The sequence below is a fragment of the Sulfitobacter sp. 1A12779 genome, assembly GCF_043557315.1.
GTDB classification, from domain to species: Bacteria; Pseudomonadota; Alphaproteobacteria; order Rhodobacterales; family Rhodobacteraceae; genus Sulfitobacter; species Sulfitobacter faviae.
Map to the genome: position 1 here is coordinate 60,800 of NZ_JBIFFU010000002.1, position 20,964 is coordinate 81,763.

Annotated in this window: 23 protein-coding genes; 18 read left to right on the forward strand and 5 right to left on the reverse strand. The window is 65.5% G+C overall.

Features of this window, described 5'->3' with window-relative positions; genetic code table 11:
• Window positions 1–35 precede the first annotated feature (35 nt).
• Window positions 36–1,010, forward strand: a complete 975-nt coding sequence (gene meaB / locus ACGYLQ_RS02950) for a methylmalonyl Co-A mutase-associated GTPase MeaB (protein WP_394440337.1) — start codon at window positions 36–38, stop codon at window positions 1,008–1,010.
• Here meaB and ACGYLQ_RS02955 read toward each other — a convergent pair.
• From ACGYLQ_RS02955 to ACGYLQ_RS02965, 3 genes are all read right to left on the reverse strand, one after another.
• Window positions 1,007–1,435, reverse strand: coding sequence for a PACE efflux transporter (locus ACGYLQ_RS02955; protein ID WP_067263523.1), 429 nt, complete (start codon window positions 1,433–1,435; stop codon window positions 1,007–1,009). The two genes, meaB and ACGYLQ_RS02955, sit on opposite strands and share 4 nt — an antisense overlap.
• A 106-nt stretch (window positions 1,436–1,541) precedes the next feature.
• Complete coding sequence (locus tag ACGYLQ_RS02960; protein ID WP_394440339.1) at window positions 1,542–2,486, reverse strand: tyrosine recombinase XerC; 945 nt, start codon at window positions 2,484–2,486, stop codon at window positions 1,542–1,544.
• Window positions 2,483–3,190 carry a DUF484 family protein gene (locus ACGYLQ_RS02965; RefSeq protein WP_271693139.1) on the reverse strand — a complete coding sequence of 236 codons (708 nt, stop codon included), beginning with the start codon at window positions 3,188–3,190 and terminating at the stop codon, window positions 2,483–2,485. The genes ACGYLQ_RS02960 and ACGYLQ_RS02965 overlap by 4 nt, the downstream gene beginning before the upstream one ends.
• 271 nt (window positions 3,191–3,461) lie before the next feature.
• Here ACGYLQ_RS02965 and ACGYLQ_RS02970 point away from each other — a divergent pair, with 271 nt between their 5' ends.
• Window positions 3,462–4,382: a nitrilase-related carbon-nitrogen hydrolase gene (locus ACGYLQ_RS02970; RefSeq protein ID WP_394440340.1), complete on the forward strand. Its 921-nt coding sequence runs from the start codon at window positions 3,462–3,464 to the stop codon at window positions 4,380–4,382.
• A gap of 63 nt (window positions 4,383–4,445) precedes the next feature.
• Here the strand turns inward: ACGYLQ_RS02970 and fsa are convergent, their stop codons facing one another.
• Window positions 4,446–5,099 carry a fructose-6-phosphate aldolase gene (gene fsa, locus ACGYLQ_RS02975; protein ID WP_067263530.1) on the reverse strand — a complete coding sequence of 218 codons (654 nt, stop codon included), beginning with the start codon at window positions 5,097–5,099 and terminating at the stop codon, window positions 4,446–4,448.
• Between the two features lie 122 nt (window positions 5,100–5,221).
• Here fsa and ACGYLQ_RS02980 point away from each other — a divergent pair, with 122 nt between their 5' ends.
• From ACGYLQ_RS02980 to ACGYLQ_RS02995, 4 genes are all read left to right on the forward strand, one after another.
• Window positions 5,222–7,411, forward strand: coding sequence for a primosomal protein N' (locus ACGYLQ_RS02980; protein ID WP_394440342.1), 2,190 nt, complete (start codon window positions 5,222–5,224; stop codon window positions 7,409–7,411).
• A gap of 249 nt (window positions 7,412–7,660) precedes the next feature.
• Complete coding sequence (locus tag ACGYLQ_RS02985) at window positions 7,661–8,893, forward strand: MFS transporter (RefSeq protein WP_394440344.1); 1,233 nt, start codon at window positions 7,661–7,663, stop codon at window positions 8,891–8,893.
• Window positions 8,894–8,975: 82 nt separating this feature from the next.
• Complete coding sequence (locus ACGYLQ_RS02990) at window positions 8,976–9,848, forward strand: 50S ribosomal protein L11 methyltransferase (protein ID WP_394440346.1); 873 nt, start codon at window positions 8,976–8,978, stop codon at window positions 9,846–9,848.
• 110 nt (window positions 9,849–9,958) lie between these two features.
• Complete coding sequence (locus ACGYLQ_RS02995; protein WP_271688065.1) at window positions 9,959–10,303, forward strand: hypothetical protein; 345 nt, start codon at window positions 9,959–9,961, stop codon at window positions 10,301–10,303.
• Between the two features lie 89 nt (window positions 10,304–10,392).
• On the opposite strand, the gene ACGYLQ_RS03000 is transcribed toward ACGYLQ_RS02995, so the two are convergent.
• A complete protein-coding gene (locus ACGYLQ_RS03000; protein WP_209218191.1) occupies window positions 10,393–10,611 on the reverse strand; it encodes a DUF1127 domain-containing protein in 219 nt (72 codons plus the stop codon).
• Window positions 10,612–10,967: 356 nt separating this feature from the next.
• On the opposite strand from ACGYLQ_RS03000, the gene ruvC reads away from it, so the two are divergent.
• From ruvC to tilS, 12 genes are all read left to right on the forward strand, one after another.
• Window positions 10,968–11,474 (forward strand): crossover junction endodeoxyribonuclease RuvC, encoded by a 507-nt coding sequence (gene ruvC / locus ACGYLQ_RS03005; protein WP_067263543.1) that lies wholly within the window; start codon window positions 10,968–10,970, stop codon window positions 11,472–11,474.
• On the forward strand, window positions 11,471–12,148 hold the full coding sequence (gene ruvA, locus ACGYLQ_RS03010) for a Holliday junction branch migration protein RuvA (RefSeq protein WP_067263546.1): 678 nt from the start codon (window positions 11,471–11,473) through the stop codon (window positions 12,146–12,148). Before ruvC ends, ruvA begins: the two co-directional genes overlap by 4 nt.
• A 76-nt stretch (window positions 12,149–12,224) precedes the next feature.
• Window positions 12,225–13,244 carry a Holliday junction branch migration DNA helicase RuvB gene (gene ruvB, locus ACGYLQ_RS03015; protein ID WP_271693148.1) on the forward strand — a complete coding sequence of 340 codons (1,020 nt, stop codon included), beginning with the start codon at window positions 12,225–12,227 and terminating at the stop codon, window positions 13,242–13,244.
• Between the two features lie 30 nt (window positions 13,245–13,274).
• Entirely contained in the window at window positions 13,275–13,898 is a 624-nt protein-coding gene (locus tag ACGYLQ_RS03020) for a hypothetical protein (RefSeq protein ID WP_394440878.1), read from the forward strand.
• Complete coding sequence (locus tag ACGYLQ_RS03025; RefSeq protein WP_209218189.1) at window positions 13,895–14,293, forward strand: YbgC/FadM family acyl-CoA thioesterase; 399 nt, start codon at window positions 13,895–13,897, stop codon at window positions 14,291–14,293. Before ACGYLQ_RS03020 ends, ACGYLQ_RS03025 begins: the two co-directional genes overlap by 4 nt.
• Before the next feature lie 130 nt (window positions 14,294–14,423).
• The gene (tolQ, locus tag ACGYLQ_RS03030) at window positions 14,424–15,119 is read left to right on the forward strand and encodes a protein TolQ (protein WP_271688060.1); all 696 of its coding nucleotides are present in this window, start codon (window positions 14,424–14,426) and stop codon (window positions 15,117–15,119) included.
• Between the two features lie 3 nt (window positions 15,120–15,122).
• Complete coding sequence (gene tolR, locus ACGYLQ_RS03035) at window positions 15,123–15,596, forward strand: protein TolR (RefSeq protein WP_209218187.1); 474 nt, start codon at window positions 15,123–15,125, stop codon at window positions 15,594–15,596.
• Window positions 15,597–15,698: 102 nt separating this feature from the next.
• A complete protein-coding gene (locus tag ACGYLQ_RS03040) occupies window positions 15,699–16,736 on the forward strand; it encodes an energy transducer TonB (protein ID WP_394440348.1) in 1,038 nt (345 codons plus the stop codon).
• Between the two features lies 1 nt (window position 16,737).
• On the forward strand, window positions 16,738–18,081 hold the full coding sequence (gene tolB, locus ACGYLQ_RS03045) for a Tol-Pal system beta propeller repeat protein TolB (RefSeq protein ID WP_394440350.1): 1,344 nt from the start codon (window positions 16,738–16,740) through the stop codon (window positions 18,079–18,081).
• A 98-nt stretch (window positions 18,082–18,179) separates the two neighbouring features.
• Window positions 18,180–18,704, forward strand: coding sequence for a peptidoglycan-associated lipoprotein Pal (gene pal, locus ACGYLQ_RS03050; RefSeq protein ID WP_067262930.1), 525 nt, complete (start codon window positions 18,180–18,182; stop codon window positions 18,702–18,704).
• Window positions 18,705–18,777: 73 nt separating this feature from the next.
• Complete coding sequence (ybgF, locus tag ACGYLQ_RS03055) at window positions 18,778–19,638, forward strand: tol-pal system protein YbgF (RefSeq protein ID WP_394440880.1); 861 nt, start codon at window positions 18,778–18,780, stop codon at window positions 19,636–19,638.
• A gap of 6 nt (window positions 19,639–19,644) precedes the next feature.
• Window positions 19,645–20,916, forward strand: coding sequence for a tRNA lysidine(34) synthetase TilS (gene tilS, locus ACGYLQ_RS03060; protein ID WP_394440352.1), 1,272 nt, complete (start codon window positions 19,645–19,647; stop codon window positions 20,914–20,916).
• The last annotated feature ends 48 nt before the right edge of the window (window positions 20,917–20,964 follow it).

Genomic DNA, 20,964 nt, shown 5'->3' on the forward strand with positions numbered 1-20,964 from the left:
GGACAATTCCACGCCACCCCCGCAAAAGTTGCGCCATGGATATCGAGACATTGGCCGAAGGCATCATAGCAGGAGAGCGCCGCGCATTGGCGCGGGCGATCACCTTGGTGGAATCGGGCCGCGCCGATCACCGCGCGGCGGCGGCGGAATTGCTGGCGAAGCTGCCCGCCGACCGGCAGGCGCTGCGCATCGGGCTTTCGGGCACGCCCGGTGTGGGCAAATCCACCTTCATCGAAAGCTTCGGCATGATGCTGACCGGGCAGGGCAAACGCGTGGCGGTGCTGGCGGTGGACCCCAGTTCGGCGCGTTCGGGCGGGTCGATCTTGGGTGATAAGACGCGGATGGACCGGCTGAGCCGCGATCCGAACGCCTTCATCCGGCCTTCGCCCAGCCAGACCCATCTGGGCGGCGTCGCGCGCCGCTCGCGCGAGGCGGTGCGGCTTTGCGAGGCGGCGGGCTTTGACGTGGTGCTGATCGAGACTGTGGGCGTCGGCCAGTCGGAAACCGTGGTGGCCGAGATGTCGGATGCCTTCGTGCTGCTTCTGGCCCCCGCTGGCGGGGACGAGTTGCAGGGCGTCAAACGCGGCATCATGGAGATTGCCGACCTCATCGTCATCAACAAGGCCGACGGCGATCTGAAATCCACCGCCGCGCGCACCCGGGCCGACTATGCCGGTGCCCTGCGCCTTCTGCGCAAGCGCCCGCAGGACCCTGAGGGCTTTCCGCGTGCCACCGCCGTCTCTGCGCTGGAGGAAAACGGGCTGGAAGAGACTTGGGCCGCCTTGCAGGAACTGACCGACTGGCGCCGGGAAAACGGGTTCTGGGACCGCACCCGCGCCGCACAGGCGCGTTATTGGTTCGAGCAGGATGTGAAGCAGCGGCTTCTGGCGCAGCTTGAGACCCCGCAGGCCAAGGACGATCTGACGCGGCTCAGCGATGCCGTGGCCGATGGGGCGCGTGATCCTGCGGAAGCGGCGGCGGAATTCGTCCGCCGCCTCAGGGCAGATTAAGATGCGTTTGCGGGTTCCGAGACGGGGAAGAGCACGTCGTAGATCCAGTTAAAGACGAAGGCGTAGATCAGGTAAAACACCGCCAAGGACACGTCGATCAAGAAGGCTTCGCGCAGAGAAATCTCTAGATACCACGCGATGAAGGGCAAAAGAACGAAGAGCAGCCCGATCTCGAAACTCACGGCATGAAGCACGCGGATCGGCACCGTCTTTTTGACCGTGCCGCGCAACCGGCGCAGGGCGTGGTCGAAGCCGAGGTTGTAGACATAGTTCCACCCCGTCGCGATGCTGGCGCTGACCACAGCGACGACGCCGATATGGCCGATGGGCTTGTCAAAGAGCCAAGCACTGGCGGGGGTGACGATCAGCAGGGCGATGATCTCAAAACTAAGGGCGTGGCGGATGCGGTCTGCAGTGCTGCGCATGGGGTGGTCCCGGTATTGGTCGGGTCGTCCCGAGTGGCTGCCCAAATGGGGGAGGTCGTCCTCGCTTGGGGCCAATATGGCGATTGACGCGCGGGGTGCAAGGGGCTCAGCGGCCCGCCTTGGGATGGGCGCTGTTATAGACCTCCATCAGCCGCGCGGTATCGACGGCGGTATAGGCCTGCGTGGTGGAGAGGGAGGCATGGCCCAGAAGCTCCTGAATGGCGCGCAGATCGCCGCCCGCGTCGAGCAGATGGGTGGCAAAGCTGTGGCGCATGGCGTGGGGCGTGGCGCTGGCGGGCAGGCCCAGTTGCATCCGCGCATCGGCCATCACCTGCGCCACGGCGCGCGCGCCCAAGCCACCGCCGCGAATGGCGCGAAACAGCGGGGCCTGCGCCTCACGCGGGTGCGGGCAGAGGGCGAGGTAGTCTTCGATCGCGGCGCGGGCGGCGGGCAAGACCGGCACGACACGTTCCTTCCCGCCTTTGCCAAGAATGCGCAGGCTGGCGGGCAGGGGCGCATCGCCGCCTTTCAGCGCCAGCGCCTCGGAAATCCGCAGCCCGCAGCCCCAGAGCAGGGTCAGCACCGCCACGTCCCGCGCCGCGACCCAAGGGGCGCGGGCTTGGGTCTCGACACAGTCGATCAGCGCGCGGGCGGCGTCTTCGGCCAGCGGGCGGGGCAGTTTCTTGGTGAACTTGGGCGACCGGGCGAGGAGGACCGCAGTAGGCTCGAACCCCTCCCGCTCGGCCAGCCAGCGGTAAAAGGCTTTCACCGCCGAGAGTTTGCGCGCGACCGACCGTGATCCCGCCCCGCCGCTGCGGGTGCTGGCCATCCATGCGCGCATATCGCTGATGGTGATTTTCGCCAGCGCCCCCAGACCTTGGGTGTCGCCCTTATGCAGCGTCATGAAGGTGAGGAATTCGGTCACATCGCCCCGGTAGGCGATGATCGTATTTTCGGCCGCATCCTTTAGCGCGCTTTGGTGTTCCAACCACGTCTGAAGCGCGTCCCGCGCGGCGGGGCTGATCAGCAGCGGATTTGCCTTCTCGCTCAAGACAGCCAGCGGCGCATGGAGCGCTCCAGCACGCCGGTAAAGAACGTGAGCAGATCGGTGCCCTGTTGCGGGCCGAACATATGCGGGTCTTCGGCGCCCATGACCAACAGGCCGGGCAGCCGTCCGGGGCCGAAATCAAGCTTGAGACAAGCCTCGGACCGAATCCACCCCGCCTTGCTGCCATAGAGCGCTTCGGAGCCATCTTGCAGCGCGCGCAGGGTCACCTGCCGCACCATGCCGCCGCGCCCTTGGCTGAGGTAGTCGTCGATGAACCCCGGCTCGGCCACGCTGAGCACATCGCCCAAACGCTGCACCGCCGGATCATTGTCGTTTTGGGTGGATTCCAACACCAGCCGCACCGCATCGACGCGCAGGATATCGGCCACTTCGCCGCCGAGGTTGCGCAGGAAGGTCTCGAACTCCACCGGGTCGAGCATGCGCAGGATGGCACGGTGGATCTGGTTGGTCCCGGCGAGGTTCTCATAGGCCGCCGCGATGACGCTGCGGTGGGTGTCCTCCAGCCGGTCGAGACGGGTTTCCAGACGCTCCATCGCGATGCCGCGCAGATCGACGATATTGCCGCCCATGGCCTTTTCATTGGCCGCAATCAGCGCCTGCATCACGTCGCTGTCGTCAAGAATGACGTCGGGCGCTGAGATGATCGCCTCCCGCAGGGCGTCGTCGATTTTGGGGCTGCTGCTCATGGGCGTCTCTTTTTGATTTGCGGTGTCATAGCATGCTGGGGCGTCAAGATCTGCCCCCAATTGATCACGGGTCCTGCCGCCTGCGGTCTTTGTTGCCGCCTTGCGTCAAGCCGGGATGTAGAACGAAGCCCGGCGGAACAAAAGCGGCGCAGACGTGTTGGCCCCGGTCGACGCGCGGATTTCAGCCGTAGGGCCGCGCGTAGCTGATCGAAGCCTGCCGCATATCCCCGGATGCGGTGGGACAGGTCCTTGCCGGGAGAGGAAATCTTACATGGAACATGTCTCTGTCGATCTTTGGGCCGCCAACCTTGAGGTCGCGCCGGACTCGCTGCAAAGCTGGCTCGCCAGTGTCGAGACGCGCCTGCAACAGGCCGCCACGCGTGAGGCGCAGCTTTTGGTGATGCCTGAGTTTTGCTGCGCGCAGTGGCTGAGTTTCGCCCCCGCCGACCTGCCTGCGGAAGAGCAGCTTGGCTGGCTCGCGCAGACCGCCACGCTGGCGCTCGACCCGATGCGGCGCATGGTTGAGCAAACCGGCGTGGCCCTGCTGCCCGGCACCTTTCCCGTGGCCTTCCCTTCGGTCGATGCGCCCGAAGGTTACCTCAATCAAGCGTGGTTTCTAACCCCCGATGGCGGGCTGCAAGTGCAGAACAAGCTGAGCCTGACCCCACTTGAGGCGAATGGCGCCAGCGGCGTGACCATCGCGGGCACGGGGATCAACCTGTTCGAGTGGAACGGTTTGCGCTGTGTCATCGCGATCTGTCTCGATGCGGAATATACCGCGCTTTGGTCCAAACTGGGGGAGTTGAACCTCGATCTGGTGATCATTCCCGCCAAGACCGATATGATCACCGGCTATAACCGCGTGTTCAGTTGCGCACGGGCGCGGGCCATTGAATTGCAGACCGCCGTTTGCTGTGTCGGCGCAGTGGGCGCGCCGCTGACCCCGTGGCAGCAGGATACCGGCGTGGGCGGGGCGAGCGTTTACCTGCCCTGCGACGTTTCGGTGGCTTTGGACGGGATGCATGCGGCCCTGCCGCCCCAGACAGCGGCGCAGGGCATGGATTTGGTTTTGCAAGCACCCGCAATTCCCGTGGGACAGTGCCGCCGCATCCGCGCGGGTGCTGCAGAGGCCGAGGTGCGCCCGGGCCTGTGGTCGGGCGATCACCTAACGGTCGAAGGGAACGCGGCCTAAGGCAAATAAAAACCCCCTCCGCCACGGGCGGAAGGGGTTTGATGTTCGCGCGTTAAGGCCGGATCAGAGGATGTTCTGACCGGTCTTTTTCCAATCGGCCATGAACTGCTCCAGCCCCTTGTCGGTCAGCGGATGCGCGGCCAGTTTCTTGATCACCTCGGGCGGCGCGGTCATCACGTCGGCACCGATGCGCGCGGCGTCCAGAATGTGGTTCACGCTGCGGATGGAGGCGGCGAGGATCTGCGTCTCAAAACCGTAGTTGTCATAGATGGTGCGGATGTCTTGGATCAGGTCCATGCCATCGAGGTTGATGTCGTCCAGACGCCCGATGAAGGGCGAGATGAAGGTCGCGCCCGCCTTGGCCGCGATCAGCGCTTGGTTCGCCGAGAAGCAGAGTGTCACGTTGATCATGTGACCTTCGCCCGACAGAACCTTACAGGCTTTCAGCCCGTCCCATGTCAGCGGCAGTTTGATGGTGATATTGTCGGCGATCTCGGCCAGTTTGCGGCCCTCGGCGATCATCGCGTCGGCTTCCAGCGCCACGACTTCAGCGGAGACGGGGCCATCGACGAGGTCACAAATCTCTTTGGTAACTTCAAGGATGTTGCGGCCCGATTTCAGGATCAGAGAGGGGTTGGTGGTCACGCCGTCAACCATGCCAAGGTCGTTGAGTTCGGCGATGGCGTCGATCTCGGCTGTATCTACGAAGAATTTCATGGGCTTTCCTTCCGGGTTGGAATGTGATCGCTATCGGGTCAATTCGTTGCCTTGGCTTTACCGCATGATCTGCGATGCTTAAAGCCTCAATTCCCCCAAGCGACACGGAGCATGCGGCAGGTATGGCTGAATTCTACCACCATGGTGAGTTGTTGTCGGTGATGACCACCCAGCCTTTGGGCCGCGCGCTGGATTATCGCGCGCCCGAGGGCGGTTGCCATGCAGGGGCCTTTGTCGAGGTGCCGTTGGGGCCGCGCAAGGTGATGGGTGTGGTCTGGGGGCCGGGGGCCGGGGACTACGACATCAACAAGGTGCGCCATGTGATCCGGGTGCTCGACGCGCCGCCGATGCGGGAGGAGATGCGAGAGTTTCTGCTGCGGTCCGCTGCCTATACGCTGACGCCGCTGCCCGCCATGCTGCGGTTGGCGACCCGCGCGCCGGGCCTCGGCGATCCGCCCTCGATGCGCAAGATTTACCGCGCCGGCGATGGTATGCCGTCGCGCATGACCGATGCGCGGCAAAGGGTCATGGCGGTGCTAGAGGAATATGGCGATCTGGCCTTCACGCTGAAGGAGCTTTCTGAGATGGCCGGGGTGACGTCCTCGGTCGTGAAGGGCCTGGTGGACCAAGGTGCGGTGCGCGAGGAGGAAAGCCCCCGCGATCTGCCGTTCCGGCGGCTTGATCCATCCTTGCCCGGCAAGGCACTGACCGAGGATCAGGCCAAGGCGGCGGCGGTGCTGCGCGAGGGGATCAAGTCCGAGACCTACGGCACGACGCTTCTGCGCGGGGTCACCGGCTCGGGCAAGACGGAGGTCTATCTCGAAGCCGTGGCAGCGGCGGTGCAAGCGGGGCGGCAGGCATTGGTGCTGCTGCCCGAGATCGCGCTCACTGAGCAGTTCCTCGAACGCGTCGAGGAGCGTTTCGGCGCCAAGCCCGCCGAGTGGCATTCCGGCGTCACGATGACCGAGCGGCGCCGCATCTGGCGCATGGTGGGGCAGGGCAACGCGCAACTGGTGATCGGCGCGCGCTCGGCCCTGTTTCTGCCGTTTCAGAACCTCGGGCTGATCGTCGTGGATGAGGAACATGACACCTCCTACAAGCAGGAGGACGGCGTGCTCTACAATGCGCGGGACATGGCGGTGCTGCGGGCCTCGATCTGCGGCGCGCAGGTGGTGCTGGCGAGCGCCACGCCGAGCCTCGAGACATGGGCCAATGCCGAGGCCGGGAAGTACCGGCGGCTGGAATTGACCTCCCGTTTCGGCCCGGCGGTGATGCCGCAGATGGGCGCGATCGACATGCGGGCTGCCGGGCTGCCGGGGGATAAATGGATTTCAGCCGAGATGAAGCGCGAGGTCGATGCGCGATTGGCGCGCGGCGAACAGTCGATGCTCTTCATCAACCGCCGCGGCTATGCGCCGGTGACGCTCTGCCGTGCCTGTGGCGAGCAGATCGGCTGCGACCAATGCGATGCGCGGATGGTTGAACACCGCTTTCTCAAGCGCCTGGTCTGCCACCAATGCGGCGAGAGCAAACCGATGCCCGAGGCCTGCCCCTCCTGCGAGGTCGAGGGCAAACTCGCGCCCGTGGGGCCGGGGGTAGAGCGTTTGGGCGAGGAGGCCGCAGCACTCTGGCCCGAGGCGCGGATCGCGACGCTCAGCTCGGACATGTACGGCTCGGCCCGCGCGCTCAAGGCCGAGATCGCAGGCATCGCCGAGGGGGCGGCGGATATCATTATCGGCACGCAGCTGGTGGCCAAGGGGCATAACTTTCCCAAGCTGACGCTGGTGGGGGTGATCGACGCTGATCTGGGGCTGACCGGCTCGGACCTGCGCGCGGCGGAGCGGACGTTCCAACTGATGCGGCAGGTGGCGGGGCGTGCGGGCCGGGCCGAGGCGCCGGGCGCGGCGCTGTTGCAGACCTATCAGCCCGAGCACCCGGTGATCCGGGCCATTCTCGCGGGCGAGGAGGAGGCCTTCTGGGCCGCCGAGGCCGGAGAGCGGCGGCAAGCCGGGGTGCCGCCATACGGCCGTATGGCAGGGATCATCCTCAGCGGCAGCGACGCGGCGGCGGTGTTCGATCTGGGCAACCATCTGGCGCGGCATGATGCGCCTTTGCGTGCAGTGGGGGCGCAGGTTTTCGGCCCCGCCCCCGCGCCGATCGCCCGGGTGCGCGGGCGGCATCGGGTGCGGCTGTTGGTGAAGGCGGACAAGGGCGTGGCGTTGCAGGAGGCGCTGAGCCGCTGGGTCGGCGGGCTGCGGCTCAAGGGGGATTTGCGGCTGGCGGTGGATATCGATCCGCAGAGTTTTTATTGAGGCTGGCTGGCAAGACGTTTGCACCTCGCGCACCAGCCCGGAATCAAGGCCGAAGGCCGCCGGGCAGCGCCAGACCGGCCCATGGTCTGGCGCTTTTTCTATCGGAGTGGCGGCTTGCGCATGTGTCATAGAAGTAGCCGCCATAAAGTGCCCAACCGAAAGGTCATCTGCGCCAGCCCCCGGTCTGGCGCTGCCCGGCTCCGTGCCTTTTCTCTCGCCATTCCCGATACCCCGGCGTAATGAAATCCCATGACCCGTTTCATCACCCTCGAAGAGGCCAAGCGCCTGCCGTTCTGGCGCCGTCCCGTGGCCCTGCTGTTTCTCATGGCGCTGGCCATGCCGATTGCGTTCAACACATGGTCGGCGCTGCTCAACAACTTCGTTATCGAGGTCGCCGATTTCGACGGCTCCGACATCGGGCTGCTGCATACGGTGCGCGAGATCCCGGGCTTCTTCGCCATCGGTGTCATCGCCATTCTGCTCTTCATGCGCGAACAGGTGCTGGGGCTGGTCTCGCTCGCGCTTCTGGGCGCGGCCACGGCGGTCACGGCCTATTTCCCCTCCATGGGCGGCATCCTGACGATCACCATGCTCAGCTCCATCGGGTTTCACTACTACGAGACGGTGAACCAGTCGCTGCAACTGCAATGGCTGAAGATTGAGGACGCGCCGCGGATGATCGGCTGGCTCATGGCCGCGGGCTCGCTGGCCACGTTGGTGGCCTATCTCGCGATCATGGCGCTGTGGGAGACGCTGAGCCTCAGCTACAGCATCGTCTATATGATCGGCGGCGGTGTCACCCTCGCCATCGCGATCACCGCTATGCTGGCCTATCCGCAGTTTGAGGCACCCACGGTGCAGAACAAGAAAATGGTGCTGCGCCGCCGCTACTGGCTTTATTACGCGCTGCAGTTCATGTCCGGCGCGCGGCGGCAGATCTTCGTGGTCTTCGCGGGCTTCATGATGGTCGAACGCTTCGGCTTTGAGGTGCATGAGATCACCATGCTCTACCTCATCAACCTCGTCGCCAATATGCTCTTTGCCCCGCTGATGGGCCGCGCGGTGGGCCATTTCGGCGAACGCCGGACCTTGGCGGTGGAATACATCGGACTGATCTTGGTCTTTCTGGCCTATGGCGGGGTCTATTACCTCGGCTGGGGCGTGGTGATCGCGGCGGCGCTCTATGTCATCGACCATATGTTCTTTGCCCTCGCACTGGCGTTGAAGACCTACTTCCAGAAGATCGCCGATCCGGCGGATATCGCACCCACGGCGGCGGTGGCTTTCACCATCAACCATATCGCCGCGGTCTTCCTGCCGGTGCTCTTGGGGCTCTTGTGGTTGGCCTCTCCGGCAGCGGTGTTCTTCCTTGCGGCTGGCATGGCGGCTGTGTCGCTGATGCTGTCGCTGCTGATCCCGCGCCACCCCGCGCCGGGGCATGAGACGATCTTTCAACGTGTCCTGCCGCAGGCCGCCGAGTAACGGGCAAAACCCGGCATGGCTTGACCCGGCGCGCGCGCGGCCCTAGGCGAAACGCAACCGCACCGTAGCAAAGGACCGCGCCATGCCCACTTTCACCGCCCTCACCACCCTCGAAGGCCGCGACCCCGCCTATGCTCTGGGCGAGGCGATGGAACGGCTGACCCCTGAGCCCACCGGCGTGGGTGTTTTCGAGGTTGAGGACGGCTCGGGCCTGTGGGAAGTCGGCGGCTACTTCGAAGAAACGCCCGATACCGCGGCACTTGCCGTGCTGGCCAAGGCGATGGGGGCCAAGGATTTCACCGTCTCCGAACTGCCCGAGACCGACTGGGTCGCCCATGTGCGCCGCGAATTGGCACCGGTGGAGGCGGGCCGCTTCTTCGTCTACGGCAGCCATGACGCGGACAAGGTGCCGCAAGACTGCGAGCCGCTGCTGATCGAGGCCGCCATGGCCTTCGGCACCGGGCATCACGGCACCACCTTGGGCTGCCTCAAGGCGCTCGACCGGCTGGCGAACGAGGGGTTCCACGGCCGCAACGTCGCCGACATCGGCTGCGGCACCGCGGTGCTGGCGATGGCCGCCGCGCGCATCTGGCCGGAAACCGTGCTGGCCAGTGACATCGACGAAGTCGCGGTGGAGGTGGCGCAGGCCAATGTCGACGCCAACGGGCTAACGGGCCGCGTGACCTGCGTGGAAGCCGCGGGCTTTGACCATCCCGCGTTGGCCGAAGCCGCGCCCTTCGATCTGGTCTTCGCCAATATCCTCAAAGGACCGCTGGTGGCGCTGGCGCCTGACATGGCGGCGGCGCTGCAACCCGGCAGCTATGCGATTCTCTCCGGCCTGCTGAACGAACAGGCGGAAGAGGTGATCGAGGTTTATGCACGATCCGGCATCAATCTGACCCATCGCGAGAGCATTGGTGACTGGACGACACTAACGCTTCAAACGAAAGTATAATTAACGCCTCATTTTCGTTGCATTCGACCCTTTTGCCGCTTTGTTGCCACATTTGGACTTTATTCAAATTGGCAGCAAACGGTGGGGGCCGGATTGCTACGGAGGCTGTGATGGCTGAAGGACACGCTCAATTCGCGAAACGGATCGAACTTCTGGGGCGCAAGCATCGGAAGCTGGAACGAGGATATGTCACCCGCGTCGGACGCGATGGGTTGATCTCTGTCTTGCCGAAACGCGCCCGCCGGGGGTTCCCGATGACAGGGCTTTTCCTGATCGTTCTAGTGTTTTTCGGCTTCAAAGCCTTCACCCTCGCCGCGATCGGCCCGGTGACCTATAACGAACGTCTCTCGCGCCTCGCCAATGGGTCGAACCTTGAGCAGATCGGCGCCAAGATGATGGCCATCGACCCGGTGACCCAGACATTGGCCGAGCTGACCGGCCCGATCATGCGGTAACGGGGCACCGCCCCTTGCGTAAAGAAAAAGCCGTAGCGGAGGCTCTCCGCTACGGCTTTTCTAATTGGGCTGGTGATTATCCCGCGGGGTCAACGCACGAAGTGGTTCTGCGCCACAAGGTCGATATCGCCCCGGATCAAGCCGATGTCTTGCAGTTCAAGATCGGTCAGGTCCGACAGCGCCTTGCGGGTGGCGCGGCTGTCTTGCCAAGCCTCAACCGCAGCGAAGAAGGCGCCGAAAAAGCCAAGGATACGTGTGACGGCCGAGGGGGAGCCGTAAGCGGTGCGGGTGGTGTCGAAAGCTGCCATGGGGCCGTCCTTTGTTTGATCTCAGGTTGCGTCGGCAGGGGGGGGCGGGGTGGCCTTCCTTACCGAACGGAATTTCCGGCAAGTATGCCCGAAATTCGCCCCGCGCAATCCCTCAAAAACGACAGTGAGGTTTGCGTTTTTTGCATGGGTCGAAAATAGGGTTAACCCACTCTCATTACGGGGAAAATTCACCGCCCGGCATGTCGGTTTTGAACCATGGAGAGGCGCAATTCGACACCGCGGTTTAAAAGCGACAGAGCGCCTGTCGCAAAGCGCCTGCCGCGCATCAGGGCTTTGCGATGTTCGCCTTTCGTGCTAGTGCACCAAAAAAGCAACAATTTTATCGAGGGGCAGAGATGATACGGGTGATCGGCATAGATCCGGGGCTGCGCAATCTGGGCTGGGGCGTGATCGACGTCTCGGGCAGCCGAATCGCCCATGTGGCCAATGGCATCTGCCATTCCGAAGGCGACGACCTCGGCGCGCGGCTCTTGTCCTTGCACGGGCAGCTTACGCGCGTGCTGACGGCATGGCGGCCCCAAGCGGCAGCGGTTGAGCAGACCTTCGTGAACAAGGATGGCGCCGGGACGTTGAAACTGGGGCAGGCGCGGGGCATCGCCATGCTGGTGCCCGCGCAGTTCGGTTTGACGGTGGGCGAATATGCCCCCAACAAGGTCAAGAAAACCGTGGTCGGTGTCGGCCATGCGGATAAGGGACAGGTGGCGCATATGGTCAAGATGCAGATGCCGGGGATCGAGATTGCCGGGCCGGATGCCGCCGACGCGCTGGCCATCGCAATCTGCCACGCGCATCACGGCGGGGCGAGTACGCTGGCGCAGGCGGTGGCGAGGGCAAGCGCATGATCGGCAAGCTTTCGGGCCGCATCGACTACCGCGCGGCAGATCACGTGCTGATCGACGTGCGCGGGGTGGGCTACCTCGTCTATGTCTCCGACCGGACCATGGCCGCACTCCCGGGCGTGGGCGAGGCGGTGGCGCTTTATACCGACCTCGTGGTGCGCGAGGACTTGATGCAGCTTTTCGGCTTCCAGACACTGGTGGAGAAGGAATGGCACCGGCTGCTCACCTCGGTGCAGGGGGTGGGGGCCAAGGCCTCGCTCGCGATCCTCGGCACGCTGGGGCCGGATGGCGTGAGCCGCGCCATCGCGCTTGGTGACTGGAACGCGGTGAAGGCCGCGAAGGGAATCGGCCCGAAGATCGCGCAACGCGTGGTGCTTGACCTCAAGGACAAGGCGCCCGGCGTCATGGCGATGACCGGCACCGTGGCTGATGCGATGGGCGAGACTGAGGCCGCCGCCGACGAGGCGGTGATCGAGGCCGCCGCCCCGCGCCCCGCGCCGAAACCTGCCGCACCCAATGCCTCTGCCCAGTCCGAGGCGCTCTCGGCGCTTGGCAACCTCGGCTATGCCCCGGGCGATGCGGCGGGCGCCGTGGCGCAGGCGGCAGGCGAGACGCCCGAGGCCGATACCAAGGCGCTCATTCGCGCGGCGCTGAAACTGCTGGCACCGAAGGGGTGAGCACGAATGCGCGCGGCGGCAGCTGCGTGAACCTTCCGCTGGAAGAACCACGCAGCCTACGGCATAACGAGGCCCTATGACCGACATCGACCCAACCGTGCGGCCCGACCCGCTGCCCGAAGACACCGACCGCGCGCTGCGGCCACAAATGCTCAGCGAATTCGTCGGGCAGGCGGAGGCGCGGGCGAACCTGTCGGTCTTCATCCAATCCGCCCGCCAGCGCGGCGAGGCGATGGATCACACGCTGTTCCACGGGCCGCCGGGCTTGGGCAAGACGACGCTGGCGCAGATCATGGCGCGCGAGCTTGGCGTTGGCTTTCGCATGACCTCGGGCCCGGTGCTGGCCAAGGCCGGTGACCTCGCCGCGATCCTCACCAATCTCGAGGCGCGCGACGTGCTGTTTATCGACGAAATCCACCGGCTGAATGCCTCCGTCGAAGAGGTGCTCTACCCCGCGATGGAGGATTTCGAGCTCGATCTGGTGATCGGCGAAGGCCCCGCCGCGCGCACCGTGCGGATCGAGTTGCAGCCCTTCACGCTCGTGGGCGCCACCACCCGCATGGGGCTTCTGACCACGCCGCTGCGCGACCGTTTCGGCATCCCGACAAGGCTGCAGTTCTACACCGAGGACGAGCTTTACATCATTGTCGACCGCAACGCGCGCAAGCTGGGTGCCCCGGCGGACGAAGGCGGCGCGCGCGAGATCGCCAAACGCGCCCGCGGCACGCCGCGCATCGCCGGGCGCCTGTTGCGCCGGGTGGTGGATTTCGCGGTGGTGGAGGGCGATGGCCGCGTGACGCGCGAGCTGGCCGATATGGCGCTGACCCGGCTCGGGGTCGATCACCTCGGCCTCGACGGGGCGGACCGGCGCTACCTGAGGCTGATGGCTGAGAATTATCAAGGCGGTCCGGTGGGGATCGAGACGCTTTCCGCCGCGCTTTCGGAAAGCCGCGATGCGCTGGAGGAGGTCATTGAGCCGTTCCTGTTGCAGCAGGGGCTGATCCAGCGTACCCCGCGCGGCAGGATGTTGGCCGCCAAGGCGTGGAGCCATCTCGGGCTTGCCGCGCCCAGAGGGCAGAGCGACCTTTTTGGCTGACGTTTCGGAGCGAAGGTAGACCAGATGACGATGACCGCAGAGCAGATCGAGACCCTTTTCACCCGCCGCGACGGGCAGTTCGCCTTTGCCCGCTGGGGCCGCCCCATCGCCCCCGTGGCCTTCGGGATCGAGGAAGAGGTGCTGCCGGTGGTGAAAGGCGCGCTCGAAGCGGTGGCCAAGCTTGCCGGTCACGACATGGCCGAAACCGACCCGGAGTTGGGCAGCAATCTGATGATGTTCTTCTTCGCCGATTGGGCGGAGCTGCTCGATGTGCCGGGGATGGATGGATTGGTGCCTGACCTCGCGGCACAGGTCGAGCGGCTGCAGGCGGCGGGGGCGAACCAGTACCGCTTCTTCCGATTTGACGAGAACGGCGCGATCAAGGCGGCTTTCGTCTTCCTGCGCATGGACGAGAGCCTGCAAGACATGTCCGCGCAGGTGCTGGCGCTGAGCCAAGCGGTGCAGGTCATTCTGCTGTGGTCCGAGGATGCCTTTCAAGAGCAATCCCCGCTGGCGATGGCCGACGACGCGCTGGTGCTGCGCCCTGAGGTCGCGGATGTGATCCGCGCCGCCTATGACCCGGTGATGCCGCACGCCGCCAATGATGCCAGCCACGCGCTGCGCCTTGCCGCACGGGTGCAGGTGGCGTCATGAGCCATAGCTTCCCGGTCCGCATCTTCTATGAAGATACCGATATGGCGGGTGTCGTCTATTACGCCAACTACCTGCGCTATATCGAACGGGCGCGGTCGGATATTGTCGAACAGATCGGCCTTGATCAACGTGCCATGCGCGACGAGGGGCTGGTCTTTGTCGTGACGCGGGTGGAGGCGGATTACCTCGGCGCCGCGCGCTTTGGCGACCGGCTGGAGGTGCAGACCACCCATCAGGCCGAAGGGCCGGTGCGTTGGGTGTTCGACCAAGACGTGCTGCGCGATGGCAAGGTCATCTTTCGCGCCAAAGTTACCGCCGTTTGCATGACGACGGGCGGAAAACCCACGCGGCTGCCAGCGAAACTCCGCCTGTCGGACGGCGATCCGGCGCGGTGATACCATAATTCTGGCAATCTAGGTTGCAGTCCGTTAGCTTTGCTCCAAATTGAGGCCGGAAAATAGGGCCCAGAGATAGAACCCAGAGGCAGAATGCCCCGAAGGGGCGGCAGTAAAAGAGCATAGTTAAATGGAAGCAGAGACGCTGGCATTGGCACAGGGGATCGATTTCTCCCTGTGGGGTCTGTTCGCGAAGGCGACGGTCACGGTCAAACTTGTAATGATCATGCTGATCGGGGCCTCTTTCTGGTCGTGGTCGATCATCATTCAGAAAACCATCCAATACCGCAAAGCCCGTGCCGAGGCGGCGCAGTTCGATCGGGCCTTCTGGTCAGGTGAGCCGCTCGACGGTCTCTTTGACACCATTGGCGCCGATCCCGATGGGCCATCGGAGAAGATCTTCGCCGCCGGCATGTCGGAATGGCGCCGCTCGCACCGCGAGGACGGCGCGCTGATCCCCGGTGCCACCGCGCGCATCGACCGGTCGATGGACGTGGCCATCGCCAAGGAGGCCGAGCGCCTGCAAAAGGGCTTGCCGGTGCTGGCGACCGTGGGCTCCACAGCGCCTTTCGTTGGCCTCTTCGGCACCGTCTTCGGCATCATGAACTCTTTCATCGAGATCGCGGCCCAGCAGAACACCAACCTCGCCGTCGTGGCCCCGGGCATCGCCGAGGCGCTTCTGGCGACCGGCATCGGCCTTCTGGCCGCGATCCCGGCGGTGGTCTTCTACAACAAGCTGAGCGCCGACAGCGACCGCATCCTCGGCACCTACGAGGCCTTCTCGGACGAATTCGCGACCATCCTCAGCCGCCAGTTGGACAGCTAAGCCATGGGTGCGGGTGTCATGAAAAAGCAAGGCGGCAAGGGGCGGCGGCGCGGCCGCGCCCAGCCGATGGCCGAGATCAACGTCACGCCCTTCGTGGACGTGATGCTGGTGCTTCTGATCATCTTCATGGTTGCGGCACCGCTCCTCACCGTCGGCGTGCCGGTGGAACTGCCCAAGACCGCCGCCACGGCCCTGCCAGCCGAGCAGGAAGAGCCGCTGACCGTCACCGTCACCGCCCAAGGCGCGGTGCAAATCCAAACCACCGACACGCCGCGCGACCAGCTGGTGACCAAGCTGCGCGCCATCGCGGCTGAACGGGCCAGCGACCGGGTCTTCCTGCGCGCCGATGGCGCGGTGCCCTATGCGCAGGTCATGGAGGTCATGGGCGCGCTCAACGCGGGCGGATTTTCCAACATCGGTCTGGTGACCGACATCGGCGGCCCGGCGATGGACGGCAGCGACACGTCGGGTGGCTGAGCGGTGCATACCGGGCATTACATATCAGGTGCCGGGCATCTGGGTCTTATCGGCTGGCTTCTGCTCGGGAACATTTTCACCTCCGAGCCGGACCCGGTTGAGATGACCGAGGTCTCGATGATCTCGGCGGCGGAATATGACGCGCTCGTCTCGGCCCAGCAGCCGCCCGCTTCGACCACCGAGGTGGCCCAGCCCGCATTGCCCGCGCCGAGCGAGGAGGCGCCCGAGGTCACCGCCGAGCCGGATACGCAGATCGAACAGCCCGAGCCGGTGCAGACCGAAACCCCGCCCGAAGACAGGCCGCCAGAGGTGACCGAGCTGGAACTGCCGCCACAGACCGAAGTGGACGACAGCGCGCCCGAACTGAACGAGCCCATCGGCGACACAGCCGTGCTGGTGCCCGAGATCGCCCCCGAGGCCCGCCCCCGCGAGGCCCCGCGCGTAGCGCCCGAGCCCGTGGCCCCGCCCGAGCCCGAAGCGCGCCCCGACCTCGACGAACAGCCCGCCGTAGCGCCCGAACCCGAGGCCGAGCCGGAAGTTGTCGTCGAAGAAGAGCCGCAGGAGGCGCAGACGCCTGAGGACACCACGACCGAGATCGTGACCGAAGCCGATCAGGCCCCGGCGGCCTCGGCCCGCCCGCCCGGTCGCCGTCCGTCCCCGCCGCCGCCCGTCGAGGTGGCCGAGGCACCGGAGGAACCCGAGGAGACGACGACGCCGGAGCCCGCCGAGGAACCTGCGCAGGACACGACCGAAGACGCCATCGCCGATGCGCTGAGCGAAGTCCTCGGCCAGCCGGAGGCCGAGGCCCCGGTGCCGAGCGGCCCGCCGCTGTCCTCGGGCGAGCGCGAGAGCCTGCGCGTCGCGGTTTCCGCCTGCTGGAACATCGGCGCGCTGTCGACCGAAGCGGCGCGGACCACGGTGATCGTGGGGCTGCAGATGAATCAGGACGGCACGCCGGTGATCGGGTCGATCCGGATGCTCAGCGCCTCGGGCGGTGGCGATGCCGCGGCAAGGCAGGCCTTCGAGGCGGCCAAACGTGCAATCATCCGCTGCGGCAGCCGCGGCTACGACCTGCCACAGGAGAAATACAGCCAGTGGCAAGACATCGAGATGACATTCGATCCAATGAGGAGCCGATAACATGCTGACGAGACTTCTGGGACTTCTGGCACTGGGGGCCGCGACCGTCTTCGCGGCGGCCCCGGACACCGCGCGCGCCGAGCCGCTGCGCATCGTGATCGACGATCCGACCATCGAGCCGCTGCCCTTCGCCGTCCCCAGCTTTCAGCCCGAAAGCGGTGAGGCCGGGCAACTGGCCGTCGATATCGCCCGCGTCGTCTCGGACGACCTGACAGGCACCGGCCTCTTCCGCGAGATTCCGGCCAGCGCCTATATCTCCACCGTGAGCGACTTCAATGCGCCGGTCGAATATGCCGACTGGAAGGCGATCAACGCGCAGGCGCTGATCACCGGGGCAGTCAATGTCACCGGGAACAGCGTGAACGTGAAATTCCGCGTCTACGATGTCTTCTCGGGCGAGGAGTTGGTCGACGCCAACGGGCAGGGCGGCTTGCAGTTTTCCGGCACCGTCGACGGCTGGCGCCGCATGGCGCATAAGGTGGCCGACGCGGTCTATAGCCGGATCACCGGCGAGGGCGGCTATTTCGACAGCCGCGTGGTGTTCGTCTCTGAGACCGGGCCGAAGGACAATCGCCAGAAACGTCTGGCCGTGATGGACTATGACGGGGCGAACCTGAAATACCTCACCGAATCCGGCTCCATCGTGCTGGCGCCGCGTTTTTCGCCCAGCGGGGACCGTGTGCTCTACACCAGCTACGAAAGTGGCTTCCCGCGCATCTATGTCTTGGATATCGGCACCGTCCAACGCCGCGCGCTGCAAAGCGCCGAAGGCTCCATGGCCTTTGCCCCACGTTTCTCGCCCAGCGGTCAGACGGTGGTCTATTCGCTGAGCCAAGGCGGCAACACGGATATCTACTCGATGGACATCAACAGCGGCCAGTCGGTGCGCCTGACGAACACGCCTGCGATTGAGACGGCGCCGAGCTTCTCGCCCGATGGCAGCCGGATTGTCTTTGAGAGTGACCGTTCCGGCAGCCCGCAGCTTTATGTCATGCCCGCCACCGGCGGAGAGGCGACGCGGATTTCCTTTGGCGAGGGGCGTTACGGCACGCCGGTCTGGTCGCCGCGCGGGGATTTGGTGGCCTTCACCAAGCAGAACAAGGGCCGCTTCCACATCGGTGTCATGCGGTTGGATGGCTCGGAAGAGCGTCTGCTGACCGCCTCCTTCCTCGATGAGGGTCCGACTTGGGCCCCCAACGGGCGGGTCATCATGTTCGCGCGCGAAACCCAAGGGGCGGGCGGGTCCTCCTCGCTCTATTCCGTCGATATTTCGGGGCGCAACCTCAAGCCCGTGCGCACGCCCGAGGGCGGCTCTGATCCCTCGTGGTCACCGCTGCAAGATTAAGGTTTCCCCATGCCACACACGGGTGCAGGCAATTCCAATGATCCCGCGCCTGTGTTAATACCAGCAACGATAACGCCACCACATAGAAGGCAGACCCCATGAAACGCATTCTGACCAGCACGCTTTTGATTTCCGCATTGGCCGTGTCGGCCTGTACCAACCCTGACCGCTTTGGTGCCGATGGCATGGGCGGGGCAAATGCAGGGGCCGGGGTCAACGCCGGCGTGGTGCCGGGCAGCGCGAATGACCCGACCTCCACCGCCTATTTCCAGCAGGCCGTGGGCGACCGGGTGCTGTTCCTTGTGGACCAATCCACCCTGACCGACGAAGGCCGCGCCACGCTTGACGGGCAGGTCGCATGGCTTCAGGCCAATTCCGACTACCAAGCCGTGATCGAAGGCCATGCCGATGAGCAGGGCACACGCGAATACAACATCGCCCTTGGCGGTCGCCGCGCCAACGCGGTGCGCGAATATATGATCTCGCGCGGGATCGCGGCCTCGCGGCTCAAGACCATCAGCTACGGCAAGGAACGCCCGATCGAGATCTGCTCGGCCGAGGCTTGCTATGCCAAAAACCGCCGCGCGGTGACCGTGCTGGCTGGCGGCGCGCTGACCAGCTGATCGCGGCAACAGCCCAAGCAATGACCAATCCAAGGAGGCCGATGTGCTGAAGCGATATATCTTCGTGGCCGTGATGGGGCTGATGACCGCCCCCGCCGCGCTTATGGCGCAGGACAACGATCAAACGCTGGCGGATATTCGCCAGCAGCTGACCGTGCTCAACGTCGAGGTGCAAAAGCTGCGCCGCGAACTGTCGACCACCGGCGGCGCCTCGGTCGAGACCGGCGGCAATTCTGTGTTGGAGCGGGTCAGCACGATGGAGAGCGAGTTGCAGCGCCTCACCTCCAAGACCGAGGAGATGGAGAACCGCATCAACCGGATCGTCGCCGATGGCACCAACCGCATCGGCGATCTGGAGTACCGTTTGGTCGAGCTTGAGGGCGGCGATCTGGGCGCTTTGGGTGAGACGTCGACCCTCGGCGGAGGGGAGGCGCCCGCCGTGGCGGCCCCCACCCCCGAAGCGGGCCGTGAGGTTGTCGAAGTGACCCCCGGCAGCGGTGGCGCAGGTACATCTGGCGGCATCATCACCCCGATCAACGAAGCAGAGCTGGCGGTCAGCGAGAAGGCCGATTTCGAGCGGGCGCAGGAGGCGCTCGCATCGGGTGACTTTCGCAGCGCCGCCGATCTCTTTGCGTCCTTCAATACGACCTACCCCGGCGGTCCGCTAGCCGCCGAGGCCGAGATGCGCCGGGGCGAAGCCCTCACTGGTCTGGGCGACAACCGCGAAGCGGCGCGCGCCTATCTTGCGGCCTTCAGTACCGATCCCGAAGGGCCGGTGGCGCCGCGTTCGCTCTTTGAACTAGGCCGCGCCCTTGGCGTGTTGGAACAGACCCAAGAGGCCTGCGTGACCCTCTCCGAAGTCGCCGTGCGCTTCCCGAACGCCCCGCAGGTCAGCCAAGCCGAGGCGCAGCGCCAGACGCTAGGTTGTTCCTGACCGCAGATGACTGCACCCGCCGCAACGGCTGATGCAGCGCTGACCGAGGGGTTGCTTTCGGGTTTGGGCGGCGCGCTGCCGCCCCGCCTTGGCGTCGCCGTCTCGGGCGGGGGCGATTCCATGGCGCTGCTGTCGCTCCTGCATGGGCTGGCGATGGCAACGGGCAGCCATCTCGAGACCGTGACCGTCGACCATGGGCTGCGCCCGGAAGCGGCGGAAGAGGCCGCCATGGTCGCGCGCCATGCCGCCCGACTGGGACTGGCCCATGAAACCCTGCACTGGCGCGACTGGAACGGTCAGGGCAATCTTCAAAACGCCGCGCGTGAGGCGCGCTATCGCCTGATGGCCGATTGGGCCGTGCGGCGCGGGCTACCCGTCGTGGCCCTTGGCCATACGGCGGATGATCAGGCTGAGACGGTGCTGATGCGCTTGGCGCGGCGGTCGGGGGTCGATGGGCTGGCGGCCATGGCACCCCGCAGCGAAAGGTTCGGTGTCACATGGCTGCGCCCGCTGCTTTTCGCCCGGCGCGCGGCCCTGCGCGATCATCTGCGGCGGGCGGGGCTGCACTGGGTCGAAGACCCCAGCAACGATGACCCGCGCTATGCCCGGATCAGAACCCGCCAAAGCCTCGATGCTCTCGCGCCGCTTGGCATCGATGTAGAGACTTTGGCCGAGGTCGCGCGCAACATGGCCACCGCCCGGGCGGCGTTGGACGCCCAAACCGATCGCGCCGCGGGCGATATTCTGCGTATGGAGGCGGGCGCGCAGGTGATGCGGGCCGATGCCTTTTTCGCCGCGCCGGAAGAGATCCGCCGCCGCCTGATGCTCCGGGCACTTGGGCAGATCAACGGCGGCGCTTACCCCCCGCGCCGCGGCCCCGTGGCCGCCCTCATCGCGGGGTTGGCGGAAGGGCAGGCGGCCACGCTGGCGGGGTGTCAGGCGCTGCTCCGGCGCGGAGAAATATGGGTCTTTCGTGAGTATAACGCGGTGCGCGATCTGCGCGTGCATCCGGATCAGCTTTGGGACGGGCGTTGGCGTGCGATCCCCCCCGAAGGGGAGCCCCCCGGGGCCGAATTGCGCGCGCTTGGCCCCGAGGGGCTGGCCCAATGCCCCGATTGGCGCAGCCTTGGGCGACCCCGTGCCGCCTTGCTGTCGACCCCGGCCATCTGGCAGGGCCCGCGGCTGCTTGCCGCGCCCCTTGCCGGTCTGGACCAGAAATGGCATGTCCGGCGCGAAAGCGGCGCGGAATGGAACAAAACCGCGCCATTATCGCATTGAACATGAGCGCATCATGTCTATCTTAGTATGGTGGTTGCCCGAACGGGC

What these genes read in the sequence shown, in the direction of transcription:
- ACGYLQ_RS02995 (WP_271688065.1), top strand. Translation starts at nt 9,959, where the DNA reads ATGGCTGAAGGACACGCTCAATTCGCGAAACGGATCGAACTTCTGGGG.
- ruvC (WP_067263543.1), top strand. Translation starts at nt 10,968, where the DNA reads ATGATACGGGTGATCGGCATAGATCCGGGGCTGCGCAATCTGGGCTGG.
- ACGYLQ_RS02970 (WP_394440340.1), top strand. Translation starts at nt 3,462, where the DNA reads ATGGAACATGTCTCTGTCGATCTTTGGGCCGCCAACCTTGAGGTCGCG.
- ruvA (WP_067263546.1), top strand. Translation starts at nt 11,471, where the DNA reads ATGATCGGCAAGCTTTCGGGCCGCATCGACTACCGCGCGGCAGATCAC.
- ACGYLQ_RS02980 (WP_394440342.1), top strand. Translation starts at nt 5,222, where the DNA reads ATGGCTGAATTCTACCACCATGGTGAGTTGTTGTCGGTGATGACCACC.
- ACGYLQ_RS02985 (WP_394440344.1), top strand. Translation starts at nt 7,661, where the DNA reads ATGACCCGTTTCATCACCCTCGAAGAGGCCAAGCGCCTGCCGTTCTGG.
- tilS (WP_394440352.1), top strand. Translation starts at nt 19,645, where the DNA reads ATGACTGCACCCGCCGCAACGGCTGATGCAGCGCTGACCGAGGGGTTG.
- ACGYLQ_RS03020 (WP_394440878.1), top strand. Translation starts at nt 13,275, where the DNA reads ATGACCGCAGAGCAGATCGAGACCCTTTTCACCCGCCGCGACGGGCAG.
- fsa (WP_067263530.1), bottom strand. Translation starts at nt 5,099, where the DNA reads ATGAAATTCTTCGTAGATACAGCCGAGATCGACGCCATCGCCGAACTC.
- ACGYLQ_RS03040 (WP_394440348.1), top strand. Translation starts at nt 15,699, where the DNA reads ATGACCGAGGTCTCGATGATCTCGGCGGCGGAATATGACGCGCTCGTC.
- ACGYLQ_RS03025 (WP_209218189.1), top strand. Translation starts at nt 13,895, where the DNA reads ATGAGCCATAGCTTCCCGGTCCGCATCTTCTATGAAGATACCGATATG.
- ACGYLQ_RS02955 (WP_067263523.1), bottom strand. Translation starts at nt 1,435, where the DNA reads ATGCGCAGCACTGCAGACCGCATCCGCCACGCCCTTAGTTTTGAGATC.
- ACGYLQ_RS02990 (WP_394440346.1), top strand. Translation starts at nt 8,976, where the DNA reads ATGCCCACTTTCACCGCCCTCACCACCCTCGAAGGCCGCGACCCCGCC.
- ruvB (WP_271693148.1), top strand. Translation starts at nt 12,225, where the DNA reads ATGACCGACATCGACCCAACCGTGCGGCCCGACCCGCTGCCCGAAGAC.
- ybgF (WP_394440880.1), top strand. Translation starts at nt 18,778, where the DNA reads ATGGGGCTGATGACCGCCCCCGCCGCGCTTATGGCGCAGGACAACGAT.
- tolR (WP_209218187.1), top strand. Translation starts at nt 15,123, where the DNA reads ATGGGTGCGGGTGTCATGAAAAAGCAAGGCGGCAAGGGGCGGCGGCGC.
- pal (WP_067262930.1), top strand. Translation starts at nt 18,180, where the DNA reads ATGAAACGCATTCTGACCAGCACGCTTTTGATTTCCGCATTGGCCGTG.
- tolB (WP_394440350.1), top strand. Translation starts at nt 16,738, where the DNA reads ATGCTGACGAGACTTCTGGGACTTCTGGCACTGGGGGCCGCGACCGTC.
- ACGYLQ_RS02965 (WP_271693139.1), bottom strand. Translation starts at nt 3,190, where the DNA reads ATGAGCAGCAGCCCCAAAATCGACGACGCCCTGCGGGAGGCGATCATC.
- tolQ (WP_271688060.1), top strand. Translation starts at nt 14,424, where the DNA reads ATGGAAGCAGAGACGCTGGCATTGGCACAGGGGATCGATTTCTCCCTG.
- ACGYLQ_RS03000 (WP_209218191.1), bottom strand. Translation starts at nt 10,611, where the DNA reads ATGGCAGCTTTCGACACCACCCGCACCGCTTACGGCTCCCCCTCGGCC.
- meaB (WP_394440337.1), top strand. Translation starts at nt 36, where the DNA reads ATGGATATCGAGACATTGGCCGAAGGCATCATAGCAGGAGAGCGCCGC.